The organism is uncultured Cocleimonas sp. (genome assembly GCF_947495625.1).
In the GTDB taxonomy this organism is placed as follows: Bacteria; Pseudomonadota; Gammaproteobacteria; order Thiotrichales; family Thiotrichaceae; genus Cocleimonas.
Genome location: NZ_CANLZW010000008.1, coordinates 67,748 through 81,644 on the forward strand (window position 1 = coordinate 67,748; position 13,897 = coordinate 81,644).

Below are 13,897 nucleotides of genomic sequence, written 5' to 3' on the forward strand. Positions count from 1 at the left end.
GGTAGCATATAAAAAGCTTTCCTAAAGGAAATGGGGATTTTCAATTGGCCACTAAAAAAGCGCCGTCTAAGCGAACTACAAGACGAAACACTAAGTCATCCACGCAATCAAATGAAGCTTCTGGTACAAATCAGGCTGTAGAGAAGGTCGCATTAACTTCCAAGAAAAAAGGCAGTTTAAAACAAACCAGTATCTTTATCTTATCTGGTGTAACTGCTGTTATTTTGCTGGCTTTATTTAGCTATCATCCAGCAGACCCAGGATTGTTTGTTCATGATAGTAACGCCGTCATCCAGAACAAAGCGGGTTCATTCGGTGCTTATCTGGCAGATGTGTTATTTGGATTCTTCGGATATTTATCTTATCTGGTGCCGATCGCGTTTCTAGTCTCTGCTTTTTTACTGTTTAGATCGTCTAAAGAAAGAAACAATGGCATCAATCTCGGTATTTCTGTATTTGGAGTGTTCCTCGCGTTAATCGCAGGTTGCGGTTTAGCTATCCTGCTATGGCCTGCAAGCAACCTTGCTTATGGTGCTGGTGGTCTGTTAGGTCAGGGAATTGCGCGTATATTCATGAAAACACTGGGTGATATCGGCGCTACCATGATCCTGTTTTCAGGTTTCATTGCGGGTGTCACATTATTTGCAGATATTCAGTGGCTGAAACTGATCGATAAAATTGGTGAAACCATACTTAGCACGATAGAGCTCTTTACTAGCAGTAGCCCAAATAAAGAGTCTTACGAGACTGGCACTATCCCTATGTCATTCGAAGCGAATCTTGAGCCTCAGAAACAACCAACAAGCAATAGCGAATCAGCGAGTATTGCAGGTGCAATAGGTGCTGGTTTATCTGGCATGTTCTTATGGAAGAAATCTTCTACTGAAAATGAATCTGGCGTTGGTTTCAATCATCCACGCCTAGATCCATTGGATGATATGACTTCAGCAGATATAGAGCCTGAAAAGCCAAAGAAAACTAAAAAGAAACTTTTAGAGAAAGCTTTTAAAGGCAGAAAGCAGAGACAAGAGCCTGTTCTGGGTGTGCCTGACTACATGACTAATGAAGATGATTATCATGAACAAGATGTACCTGTAGCCGGGTTAGATGATGTTATTACTGCGAAAAAAGTAGCACCTACGAGCAAGAAAGTAGCAAATCATGGAAACTCAAACCAAGGAACTGCTACTCAGAAAAATATCAAACCAGAGAATATTAACCAGGAAAAGACAAGTGCAATAAGAGTTGCGCCTTCTATTTCATTGGATAGAGCTATTACGCTTCCACCGATTAGTCTGTTGAACCCACCTCCACAGGGTCAGGGGCATTTCTCTAAAGAGCAAATTGAAACACATGCTAGAAATATCGTAGAAACTCTCGAACACTTCGGTGTTCGTGGTGTGCAGATTGATAGCTATTATCCTGGTCCAATCATTACTCGTTTTGAGTTGTTATTACCACCAGGAACCAAGGTAAGTAAAATCAGTGGTCTTGCTCAAGATATGGCGCGAAGTATGTGTGTTTCTAGCATACGTATCGTTGAGGTTATCAAAGGTAAAACCACCATTGGTTTGGAGGTTCCAAACGATACGAGAGATCTTGTTGCAATCAGCGAAATTCTTGATTCGCATTTATTTAAAGAAGCTAAATCACCATTAACGATGGTGCTTGGTAAAACAATTGCGGGTAAGCCTGCAATTGCTGATTTATCACGTATGCCTCACTTATTGATAGCTGGTACTACAGGTTCTGGTAAGTCGGTTGGTGTAAATGCAATGCTTATAAGCTTGCTATATAAGTCAACACCAGAAGAAGTCAAACTGATTATGATCGATCCTAAGATGCTTGAATTAAGCATCTACGAAGGGATTCCTCATCTATTGACACCTGTTGTTACCGATATGAAAGACGCGGCGAATAGCTTGCGTTGGGCTGTTGGTGAGATGGAGCGTCGTTATGCTTTGATGTCTCACCTTAAGGTAAGAAATATTGCAGGTTATAACGGTAAGATAAAAGAAGCGATGGATAGTGGTGAACCATTAACTGATCCTACTTTCGATCCAACCATGCATGTTGATGTTCGTCCAAGTATCCTAGAGCAACTTCCATCAATCGTTATAGTTATCGACGAATTTGCCGATATGATGATGGTAGTAGGTAAAAAAGTTGAAGAGTTAATTGCACGTTTGGCACAAAAAGCACGTGCTGCAGGTATTCACTTGATACTTGCTACGCAGCGTCCATCTGTAGATGTAATTACCGGTTTGATCAAAGCTAATATTCCAACACGAATTGCATTTCAGGTTTCTACTCGAATAGATTCTCGTACCATTCTTGATCAGGGTGGTGCTGAATCATTACTGGGTCATGGTGATATGTTGTATCTTCCACCAGGCACTGGATTGCCTCAGCGCGTCCACGGAGCTTTCGTTGATGATAGTGAAGTTGAAGATGTGGTTGCTTATTGGAAGCTCCAAGGGGAACCTCAGTACATAGAAGATGTCATACAAGAAACGGGATCATCAGATGCGATTCCAGGATTGGAGCCTTTGGCTGAATCAGAAACAGACGCGCTTTATGATCAAGCTGTTGCAATTGTTACTGAATCACGAAGAGCCTCAATCTCTTATGTGCAACGTCGCCTGAAGGTAGGTTACAACCGCGCCGCATCAATGATCGAAGACATGGAAGCAGCAGGGGTAGTAAGCGCAGTTCAATCAAATGGAACGCGTGAAGTACTCGCTCCTGAACCTCCTAAAGATTAAGAGACAGAGACATTGTTTATGATTAATTCGTTACTAAGTAACAAAGTTAAATTGACGTTTGCAGCAACTTTGCTAGTAGCATCAACAACAGTAGTTACATCAGTAAGTGCAGCAACTAGCGAAGCACGAGCTCGTTTAAATAACTTTTTTACAGGTGTATCCAGCTTAGAAGGAAGCTTTACTCAGCAGGTGTACAGTAAAAAGGGCAAAGTGATTCAAAATTCTACGGGACTTATTTCAATGAGTCGTCCGGGGAAATTCCGCTGGGTATACAAAACACCAGATCCACAAGTCATTGTAGGTGATGGCAAAAATATCTGGGTTTATGACGAAGACCTGGAGCAAGTTACCATCAAACCTATGACACAGGCTATGTCCAGTGCGCCTATTGCTATCCTTACGCGTAAACAAAGCCCTGATGCTCAATTTGTAGTGCAGCCAATTAAAGGTGGCGGAGGTTTAGACTGGTTTCAATTAACACCAAGAAAACAAAGTAAAGATTTTCGTTATATTGAAATTGGTATAGATAAGAGCGGTGGAATGCGCCAAATGGTTATGCATGATCAACTTGGGCAAAAAACCGTGGTTCAGCTAAATGCCAAAATCAATGTGCCTATAAATGGGAGTACATTCTATTTTAAGATTCCACAAGGCGTTGATGTGATTGGAAAAGCTATCTAATATTCAATAGCTGGAATAATAATCCAGTTATTGAATATAAAATAAATTACTTAACCAGTGCCAAACAAGAACTAAAAATAAGGCACTTAAAACTCAAGTCAACTTGATAGGCATAGAAATTTGTATGGGTAAAACATCTGTTCTCAAACCAGCAACTTTACTCAAAATAATGTGCAAGCTGACGATACCTATATTATTTCTCTTTTTATCTGCTTGTGAAAAAGCTGAAGAACGCGTAACTGAGTCTACACAAAACTTCTGCTCTACTATTGTAAAAAAAGAAGTTGCTTCACTTTCGAAATTTTTAACACCATTTGCCAAAAAAATGGAAAGCAGTACAGGGGTCTATGTATTAGAACAAGGTACTGAGGCGATGATGTCTAGGGCATGGTTAAGTGACCATGCAGAGTATACTATTGATGTACAGTATTTCATTTTTTCTGCTGATAATATTGGTTTAATCGCTACTGATTATCTTGTGAGAGCCGCAGAAAGAGGCGTAAAAGTTAGGATTCTCGTTGATGACCTCATGGTCGATGCGAATGGTGATGAGCTATTAAAGCTGGCTGCACATGAAAATCTATCAATAAAAATTTATAACCCCATGGCTAATATTGGGAAAAACATTGCTCAAAAGTTATTTCATCTATCAACTGACTTCCATGGTTTTAATCAACGTATGCATAACAAAACCTTCACGGTTGATAGTAAGGTATCAATTACAGGTGGAAGAAATGTTGCCGATGAGTACTTTGGTTATGATCATGAATATAACTTTAGGGATCGTGATGTTCTATTGTTAGGAGGTATGATTCAAAACATTCAATCATCGTTTGATCAATTTTGGGACGATTCATTAAGTGTTGATATTGATAGATTAGTAAAGAGTAATGACACATTTAATAGCAATTTTAACGATTTGCATCAATACGCCTGTAACCCAGTTAATTTTGTTCCAAAAGTCCGAGAGATAATAAATAATCTTTCAGCTACTTTTAGTGAAATTCAAAGTGATGGAAAGTTTTACTGGGTTGATGGGGTTGAATATGTGTCTGACATACCGGGTAAAAACGATAGAAGAAAATATTTAGGGGGTAGTGGGATTTCAACCCAGCGTCTTATCTCTCTCGTTAAAAATGCCAAGAAATCGGTCATCATACAAACACCCTATCTAGTGACTACAGATTTAAGTCGGAACATATTTAAAGAGCTTATTCAAAAAGGGGTTGAAGTAAAAATACTGACAAACAGCTTAGCCTCAAACGATAATCTTGAAGCATTTAGTGGTTACCAGAGAGATAGAAAAAAACTGTTAAGCACGGGCGTGGAGATTTATGAATTTAAGCCTGACGCTAAGATCAGACAAAAAGTTATGTCAGGAGACATGCTTGGTCAATTAGATCGTATGCCGATTTTCGGTTTACATGCTAAGTCGATGGTTATTGATGATGAAATTACAGTAATCGGTACATTTAATCTTGATCCTCGTAGCGCAAATTTGAATACCGAAAGCATTACCATCATTCCTTCGAAGGAAATCACTAGAGACGTTAAATCTGGTATGTTAGAAGAAATTAAGCCAGAAAACGCCTGGAGAATTACAACAGAATGGAATCCTGATGGTGAAGTCGATAAAGTTAAACAATTAAGAATTAAAATAAGAAGGGTTATTCCTAAGAATATTTTATAACTCACGTACTCTGGCCTCACATAGTTTGGTAAAGACAAGCTGATTCGATCTAAGAGATGAGATCGTCCTACTAAGTTATAAAAAAAACCTCATAAAAGTAGGGGGGTGTGTTTTAATCCATTAAAGAGTTTTTTCACAACTATTTAACATCTAGTCAGTCATAATAAGAAAACTTTCAAACTAATTTAAGGTGTTTTATCTATGTATCAACAGCGCTATTTAATTACTGGTGGTTCAGGGTTTATCGGCACTGAACTGATCAAGCAATTGCTGTTAGAAAATCATGATGTCACCGTTCTTACTCGCAATGAAGTTAAAACGGCGAAGCACTTTGCATCTGTTATGGATGCTGAACGTGAAGATTTTCAGACCAAGGCTAAAGTTAAAACAATCAGCTCTTTAGATTCAATAAACCCGGATCAGTCTTTCGATGTTGTGATCAACCTTGCTGGTCAAGGTATCGCTGATAAACGCTGGACTGATGAAGTTAAACAGCAACTTATTGATAGTCGTATAAAAACTACACGAGCGTTATATGAATATCTGAAAGAAGCCCTGATAAAGCCGGATGTTTGCATCAGTGGTTCTGCGCTTGGTTATTATGGATTAAGAGAGACGGACGAAAATATTAATGAAAGTGGTGAAACGGATAATAGTTTTTCCAGTCAGTTATGTCAGCAATGGGAAACTGAAGCTCAGGCCATTGAAGCCTTAGGGATTCGCACATGTTATCTACGAACCGGCATTGTCCAGGGAAAAGGCGGTGGTGCTCTGGCAAAAATGCTTCCACCTTTTAAAATGGCTCTTGGCGGACCGATCGGCACTGGTAAACAATGGATGTCATGGATTCATATGGATGATCTTGTTGGTATCATTCGATATGCCATAGAACATGAATCAATAAGTGGCCCTATTAATGGAACGGCACCTGAGCCAGTAACTAACAAAGAATTCTCGAAAACGTTAGGAAAAGTTTTAAAGAGACCTACTATTTTCCCGATGCCTTCTTTTGTGGTGAAGTTATTGTTTGGGCAAATGGGTGAAGAGTTATTGCTATCTGGTCAAAAAGTAATTCCTGAAAAGATTTGTCAGGCTGGATATAAATTTAAATACAATAATTTAGCTGATGCATTAGCAAATATTGTAAATTGATTATAAAGCTTTAGTGAATTCACGGCCATTGGTTAAATCGGTCGCTACTTTTGTAGATAAGTACTAATAAATATCTCTTAAATCTTTATCTCTGAATTGTCGAAGTACTAAACGTCCGTCTCTAATTGTTCTGGGCCTAGAACCTTATATGGTACCTTTACTATTAAATCAGTAAATTCATATCAAAATCATCCATTATGTCCAAGGGAAAAGAATTAATAGGCACAAATCATCTCTTAATCGGAAAATACAATTATTATTGGGCTAACGATTCGGGGGCTTTTGCAACAACGAGATATCCCTGTACCTGTTTACCACGTTCTAACCTGAGTTCCTTAACGATGATATCTTCTATTTTATATCCTGATTCTTGTATCGATTCTGTCAGATAGCTATGTGTATGGCTATATCTACCATGCGGTTCAAGATTGTATCCAGTTAAGGTTTTGCCATCAAATTTTTCCACTGTAAAGATTAGTCTTCCATTTGGATTCAATGATGAAAGTGATAGTTGTAAGAATTTCTTTAAATCTCCAAAATAACAGAGCGTATCAGCAGAGACTATAAGATCAAAGTTTTGAGTTGAATTCTGAAAGTAGAGGTTCAAGTCGCTTTCTATCAGTTCATCATATTCATTACGAAATTTTGCTCGCTGCAACATGCCGGGTGATAGATCCACGCCAATCAAATCAGAGGCAAGCGGTTTCAGAAAATTTCCACAAAGTCCTGTACCGCATCCTGCATCCATTATCCTCATAGAATGAGGTTCTGTTTCTTTGTATATTTCATCAATGATAGTCTGGATGTGCTGCGGAGCTTTATAATCAAGCTGTTCTAAAACGTTGTCAAATGTTAAAGAAAACCCGTCAAACAGATCTTTGACATACTGTTCATCAGGTTTAACAGGAACTTTTTCGCCTGTCATCGCTGCTAGCATATGAGTAGCCATTGGGTCATTGGGATAGATCGACAAACATTTTTCATAGGTGACAATTGCGTTTTTTTTGTCATTCAGTAATAAACAAAGCCTACCGATTGATAATAGTGAAGATTTTTGATCTGTATGGTTGTCTACATGCTTTAAACGTTCTTGTAGTAACTTCATTGCCTGTTCAAAGTGACCAAGTTTGACATACATATCAGCTAGACTTGATATACAGATTACGTGCTCTGGGTTGAGCGCTAGAACTTTATGGAAATTCTTTTCTGCTTCTTCATAGTTTTTTCGAGTTTTTTCGATAACAGCCAAATTGTATAGTGGCTCTTCAGCCTGAGCATCTATGCTTATCGATTTTAAATAATAGATTTCAGCTTGATCAACATCATAGGTTGTCATGTACATATTTGCTAGATTGTTGCAACCGGCAGAGTGCTTAGGGAAGACTTTTAAACAACGCTTGGTTAATTTAATGCCTAAATCATAATTCCCTCTTTGAAATTCCAACATCCCAAGGTAGTTTAAGACATCCGCATTTTTTGGGTTTTTTTTAAGAATTTTCCGATAGGCTGTGTTGGCTTTTTCGATTTTTCCCTGCTTGTGAAATGAAACTGCTTTTGCAATAGTAGAGAGTGAGCTCATAGGCCGATACCCCAATAAATTGATATAATAACTACGTACATAATTTTTATAAACAGTAAATTGTGAAGAGCCCCTTTGTCAAATGGATATCTTTCTAGTCATAATGCTTATGATACGTGCGTCTTTTACCCGCTCGTTGCGTGATCACACCTTCAATTTGCTCCCATTTGATTTCGATAGTTTCATATAGGTCGTTTAAAGGCTGAAGAAAGTATCTTTCGTTTTTGACACGTAATTGACGGAAGATGTATTCACTTTTATTGTCTACGGCAAATACGTAGGAGCCATCGCGAGCAACATGGCCTGGATCGATTATTAGGATACAGCCGGCATCAAATTCAGGTTCCATGCTGTCATCAATCGTTCTCAATGCAAAAGGTTCTGCGGCAGAACAACTGCCTCCCTCACTCATATTTTGACGGAATGCTTCCTGTATATCAATTTTAACTTCATTCATGATGTTTTCCTTGCCTTGATTCGATTCGACTAACTACGTCTTGTGTCTGGTGAATTCAGATTGTTCTTTAACATGCCTTTCTGGTTCATACCAATGCAGTTTGTCATGTAATTTTACAACTTCACCGATGATAGTCAAAGTTGGCGCACGTACACCAGAGTCGATAACAAGCTGCGGTAAAGTAGCTACTGTTCCAATATGCACGCGTTGATTCATCGTAGTGCCTTGCTCAACCAATGCTGCCGGCATATCGCCAGACATGCCATGTGCCTGTAATTGCTCGCTAATGACTTTGATGCCAGTTAAACCCATATAGAAGACGATGGTGTGATTCTTCTGAGTTAATTGCTTCCAGTTAAGATTTATTGTGCCGTCTTTTAAATGACCTGTGGCAAATGTAACTGATTGAGAATAATCACGATGGGTTAATGGTATACCTGCATAAGCAGAGCAACCCGAAGCGGCTGTAACCGCTGGTACCACTTGAAACGGAATATTGTTTTCAGCGAGTTTTTCAATCTCTTCGCCACCACGGCCAAAGATGAAGGGGTCGCCGCCTTTTAAACGTAAAACGCGTTTACCCTGTTTCGCTAAATCAACCAGCAGATCATTGATTTTATCTTGCGGGACCGCGTGATTTTCTTTTTCCTTGCCTACATAAAAACGCTCTGCATCTTTATTCGCCATATCAAGAATAGCTTTTGATACTAATCTATCGTAAACCATCACATCTGCTTGCTGCATTAAACGCGCAGCTTTAAATGTGAGTAAGTCTGGATCACCTGGGCCCGCTCCAACCAGATACACTTCACCATTGGCATGAGATCGATGATTATCGAGTGCTTCATCGAGTAATTTTCGAGCAGCTTTGTCTTGGCCTGCGTAAACCAGTTCTGCAAATGCGCCTTTTAAGGCTGTTTCCCAGAATTCTTTGCGCTGAGATTGTTTTGGAAAAGCATCTTTTACTTTTTGACGATATTCTTCTGTGATACCCGCTAAACGTCCGCATGATGTCGGAATCATGGTCTCAAGGCGAGCTCTGAGTAGACGTGCAAGCACTGGTGAAGCACCACCTGTTGATACGGCAATACTGACAGGTGCACGATCAATCACTGAAGGAAAAATATAACTACCAAGTTCAGGATTATCAGCAACATTCACTAACAGATTGGCATCATTAGCGGCTTTGGCTATGTCTGCATTTACCTGTGAGTCATTTGTTGCAGCAACGACTAAAAATGCCCTGACGATATCGGTTGCTTGATATTTTCGATTAATCAGTGTGATTTTGTTCTCTTCAGACAGTTGATTCAAAGATGTCTCAACTTCTGGTGATATGACTGTAACCTTTGCATTTGATTTGAGGAGGTTTTTTACTTTGCGAGTTGCAACGGGACCACCACCAATAACGAGGCAATGACGATCTTTAATGTCGAGGAATATTGGAAAATGTTTCATATTATTTTCTACTTTATCTAATTTCTACGTTCTACTTTTTATATGCTGTTTACTATTTGTTTTTATTCCGTTTAGGGCGAGATTGGTATTTCACAATACCTTTCACGATTTCTCCATAGGGAAGCATATCAATCGCTGTATAACGATTTAGTGCTTGTTCCATGGTTTGATCAATATTGATTACTGTTTGTTGCTCAGCAGTTTTAAGTTGATCTTGTAGTCCATCTGTTTCTGCTTCGTCACTAAAGATGTTCTGTAACGCGAGCATGCCACCTGCTTGTACTTGCAATTCTTTATTGTGTGGCATGGGGCCATCTATGGTGACAACCTTTAATGAAAAGCGTGAATTATCTCTAATCGCATTTAAAACACTTGTACAACGTTCTAAACTGGTTTCCGATTGGCAGGCTACACATTCGCGGGTTGCTAATACAAACTTACGTTTACGTGCACAATCACAGCGTCTATTGGTGATTGCTTTCTCAAAAATACACCTATTTGGGTTTAACTCTTTATAGGCGTTTCTGAATTCTGTCTCGTCCATGTGAAAAAGTGTGGGCTAAGCCTATTTTTCCCATTCTCTAACAACGGTTTCTTCGCGTTTTTCCTGAAGTAGTTCTTCTGCCTGAAGTTGATTCGCCGCGTGAATCATTTTTACACTGATGGCGCCATTCAACGGTAACTCTGCACGCATCGCACGAGAAAAAGTTTTAGCTTCTTTAAATGTTTCAAACTCTTGTTGGAAGTCGAGGTTTTTTATTATCGGTGTTGGTTGTGTAATTTTAAAAACGTAGTAAGGCATTCTTTATTCCTGAAGATTGTAAATATAGACGTTTGATCTCTCTATATTTATTAACATGGGTCTTCACATAAGTATATCAACTTTTTCTAATAAAGGTGTGGTCAATGGTAATAGACGCTTACGCATTACGGTGCCCACAGAATCGTTTCCACTGAATACAGGGATAAGCGTGTGTTCTCCCATTTGTGCCAGTACCAACATGGCATTCAACAAGGGTAGATGCTGTGAATCTAAAGTATTGATGACGGCTTTTAGGTCTTCATCGATTGGGTGTTCACAGATTTCATCGCTGTGCTGTATAGCAATTTCAATAGATCGCGTGCCTCGTCCATCTTTCACTAGAGTGTTTAATGGAAGATTAAAATAGTGATTAATTGCGATGAATAATGAGATAACGACTTCTTGATCAACAGGCTTATTTAACGATAGCTTTAACGTTTCTAGCCAGGTCTGACCGTCGCTGTTGAGTAATTCAAAAAGTGTAGTCGCATAGATATTATTGTCGTTGATTAAGGTTTTAAGTTTATCTGTAACTTTATCAAAATGGGAACTTGGTTCTTTAGATAGAGGTATTTGCTTTGGATTGCTATGCAAAAAACCCACATAAAACGGGTTGCGTCGTTTCGCTCTTGCCCAGAGTTTTTCTTTTTCTTCTTTGCTTAATATGTCACCCTGAAGACAAAGTCTAACCATGCTGACTATGTTCAATTGCCTTTCTTCAAATGGTAAGAATTCCATCAGGTAGTCAACCAGTTCTTTTCCTAACTCTCCTTGCCAGATTTCAGGGTATTCCATTAAGCGCATCGCAACTTCAGTTGTTGGGTGAGCCCACCATGCGCGCACACCAATATCATGTGACAGTGTTTGTGCATGAACCACTGCAACAACAGCTTCTGGTTCTCCCAGTAACAGCATATGTTCAAGTGTGTTATCGGTATGACCCATCCGTGTCCAGCGTTTGATAAAAATGGGATAGCCGCCAGGTGAGCCAGTAATTTTTAAAGAGAGTAATTCTTTAACCGTGCGTAAGTATTGTTCATCACGTGTATTGGGATTTAGTACGACTTTCGCTTCACCTTGATCGGTGAGTGCATGCACGGTCATTGTGCCTTCGTTGATACGAATGGCTTTTAGGTCTTGAGCAAGTAAAACGTTAAGACGCAGATTGTCTTCATTGGAAAGTGAGAACTCCATCTTAGTAATGTAGCTCTTTGAATTTGGGGTCGAACTTGGGATTGTGTTTGGCGTTAGAAATACTGCTATTTAAATAGCAGTCCGGATACAGAGCGTGAACACTCTGTATCTGAATACTTTTCTTAATGAATAAAAAAAGTGCCCGTCGAGGCGCAGCCGAGACAATCCCGGAGCGCAGCGATGATAACCTGAAGGCTGGGTTGTTTTGAAAAACCCATAAAAAGTAGGGGGGTGACTTAATAAATAAATACTCTTTGATTATTTAGCTTCTACTTCAGGTAATTTTACTTGAATACTCAATTCACGCAATTGCTTGCGTGGCACATCAGCAGGAGCTTCAGTTAGCATACAGGCAGCAGTTTGAGTTTTCGGGAATGCGATAACGTCACGGATAGAATCAGTGTTTGTCATAAGCATCACCAAACGATCTAAGCCAAACGCCAATCCGCCCAATGGAGGACAACCAAACGTAAGTGCTTTTAATAAGAAGCCAAACTTTTCTTCTGCTTCTTCCTCAGAAATACCTAACATATCGAATACTGCAGATTGCATCTCAGATTGGTGAATACGTATTGAACCGCCACCCACCTCGTAACCGTTGATAACCATATCGTAAGCATCTGAAAGTGCTGCACCAGGATTCTCGCGTAACTCTTCAACGCTACAAGTAGGAGCCGTAAATGGATGATGTAGTGCTTGCCAGCGATTTTCTCTGTCGTCCCATTCGAACATTGGGAAGTCGATAATCCATAGCGCTGCCCAATCACCTTGTAATAGGTCGAGGTCTTTAGCTAGCTCTTCACGTAAAGCGCCTAATGCATCATTTACAATTTTAGTTTTATCCGCGCCAAAGAAAACCAGATCGCCATCTTCAGCGCCCGTTTTTTCCATAATGCTCATGGCTACTTCATCAGGTAGGAACTTCAAAATAGGAGAGTTCAAGCCTGCAACGCCATCAGCTAATGTATTAACCTTGATATACGCTAGTCCACGAGCGCCGTAACGAGATACAAATTTAGTGTAGTTATCAATATCTTTGCGTGAAAGCGCAGCGCCTTTAGGCACACGAAGTGCTGCAACACGACTGCCTTCGTCGTTAGCAGGTCCAGAGAAGACTTTAAAGTCCACGTCTTTCATTTGCTCGCTAACTTCAACTAGCTCAAGCGGGTTACGCATATCCGGCTTATCAGAACCGTATTTGTGCATCGCATCGGCATAGGTCATCTGTGGGAATTTATCACCCAGATCAACATTGCCAACATCTTTGAAGAGTTTGCGAATCATGTTTTCCATTGTTCCCATGACGTCTGCGCTTCTAACAAATGCCATTTCGATATCCACCTGAGTGAATTCTGGCTGGCGATCTGCACGTAAATCTTCATCACGGAAACAACGCGCCATTTGGTAATAACGATCAATTCCGCCCATCATCAACATTTGCTTAAATAGCTGAGGAGATTGTGGTAGAGCGAAGAAGTTACCCGGATGCGTACGAGAAGGAACGATGTAATCACGCGCGCCTTCTGGTGTAGCTTTAGTAAGAATAGGTGTTTCAACTTCTAGGAAGTCATTATCGTCTAGGTAACGACGCATATTAGATGTCATTTTTGAACGCGTCTTCATGCGTTTCTGCATCTCATCACGACGTAAATCTACGTAACGATATTTTAGACGTACATCTTCGTTAACATCGTCATCTAACTGGAATGGAGGCGTATCAGAGGCACTGAGTGTTTCTAATTCAAGAGCGAATATTTCGATCTTGCCGCTGGTTAGATTGTCATTGATCATGCCTTCAGGACGAGCACGAACAGTGCCACGAATGCGTAAGATATGTTCATTACGAATCGTTTCAGCCGTTTTGAACATCTCCTGATCATCAGGATCAAAAACTACCTGCACTAAACCTTCGCTATCACGCAGATCAACAAAAATAACCCCGCCGTGATCACGACGACGATTAACCCAGCCACATAAAGTGACTTCTTGATCCATTAGTGATTCATCAACTAATCCACAACGGTGTGTACGCATAAGAAAACCCAAATTTTGTATAAATATAAAGGCGGGAATAGTAAGCTTTGTCGGTGTTTGGTGCAAGTTTTTGCTTGGGAATACA

11 protein-coding genes are annotated in these 13,897 nt (G+C 39.8%); 4 read left to right on the forward strand and 7 right to left on the reverse strand.

Annotated elements, in window-relative coordinates; genetic code table 11:
* The first annotated feature begins 44 nt into the window (after positions 1-44).
* The 4 genes from Q1A31_RS06280 to Q1A31_RS06295 all read left to right on the forward strand — a co-directional run bounded on the left by Q1A31_RS06280 (position 45) and on the right by Q1A31_RS06295 (position 6,288).
* On the forward strand, positions 45-2,765 hold the full coding sequence (locus tag Q1A31_RS06280) for a DNA translocase FtsK (RefSeq protein ID WP_299873918.1): 2,721 nt from the start codon (positions 45-47) through the stop codon (positions 2,763-2,765).
* An 18-nt stretch (positions 2,766-2,783) separates the two neighbouring features.
* Complete coding sequence (lolA, locus tag Q1A31_RS06285) at positions 2,784-3,446, forward strand: outer membrane lipoprotein chaperone LolA (protein WP_299873921.1); 663 nt, start codon at positions 2,784-2,786, stop codon at positions 3,444-3,446.
* Between the two features lie 124 nt (positions 3,447-3,570).
* A complete protein-coding gene (locus tag Q1A31_RS06290) occupies positions 3,571-5,136 on the forward strand; it encodes a phospholipase D family protein (protein WP_299873924.1) in 1,566 nt (521 codons plus the stop codon).
* A gap of 201 nt (positions 5,137-5,337) precedes the next feature.
* Positions 5,338-6,288 carry a TIGR01777 family oxidoreductase gene (locus Q1A31_RS06295; protein ID WP_299873926.1) on the forward strand — a complete coding sequence of 317 codons (951 nt, stop codon included), beginning with the start codon at positions 5,338-5,340 and terminating at the stop codon, positions 6,286-6,288.
* A gap of 256 nt (positions 6,289-6,544) precedes the next feature.
* On the opposite strand, the gene Q1A31_RS06300 is transcribed toward Q1A31_RS06295, so the two are convergent.
* The 7 genes from Q1A31_RS06300 to aspS all read right to left on the reverse strand — a co-directional run bounded on the left by Q1A31_RS06300 (position 6,545) and on the right by aspS (position 13,812).
* Positions 6,545-7,867 (reverse strand): tetratricopeptide repeat protein, encoded by a 1,323-nt coding sequence (locus tag Q1A31_RS06300; protein WP_299873929.1) that lies wholly within the window; start codon positions 7,865-7,867, stop codon positions 6,545-6,547.
* A gap of 94 nt (positions 7,868-7,961) precedes the next feature.
* Positions 7,962-8,324 carry a S24 family peptidase gene (locus Q1A31_RS06305; RefSeq protein WP_299873932.1) on the reverse strand — a complete coding sequence of 121 codons (363 nt, stop codon included), beginning with the start codon at positions 8,322-8,324 and terminating at the stop codon, positions 7,962-7,964.
* 33 nt (positions 8,325-8,357) lie between these two features.
* Positions 8,358-9,782 (reverse strand): siroheme synthase CysG, encoded by a 1,425-nt coding sequence (gene cysG, locus Q1A31_RS06310; RefSeq protein WP_299873935.1) that lies wholly within the window; start codon positions 9,780-9,782, stop codon positions 8,358-8,360.
* A gap of 52 nt (positions 9,783-9,834) precedes the next feature.
* Positions 9,835-10,326, reverse strand: a complete 492-nt coding sequence (locus Q1A31_RS06315) for a hypothetical protein (RefSeq protein ID WP_299873938.1) — start codon at positions 10,324-10,326, stop codon at positions 9,835-9,837.
* Between the two features lie 21 nt (positions 10,327-10,347).
* Positions 10,348-10,584 (reverse strand): hypothetical protein, encoded by a 237-nt coding sequence (locus Q1A31_RS06320; RefSeq protein ID WP_299873941.1) that lies wholly within the window; start codon positions 10,582-10,584, stop codon positions 10,348-10,350.
* Between the two features lie 63 nt (positions 10,585-10,647).
* On the reverse strand, positions 10,648-11,778 hold the full coding sequence (locus Q1A31_RS06325; protein WP_299873944.1) for a hypothetical protein: 1,131 nt from the start codon (positions 11,776-11,778) through the stop codon (positions 10,648-10,650).
* A gap of 258 nt (positions 11,779-12,036) precedes the next feature.
* A complete protein-coding gene (gene aspS / locus Q1A31_RS06330) occupies positions 12,037-13,812 on the reverse strand; it encodes an aspartate--tRNA ligase (RefSeq protein ID WP_299873947.1) in 1,776 nt (591 codons plus the stop codon).
* Between the last annotated feature and the right edge of the window lie 85 nt (positions 13,813-13,897).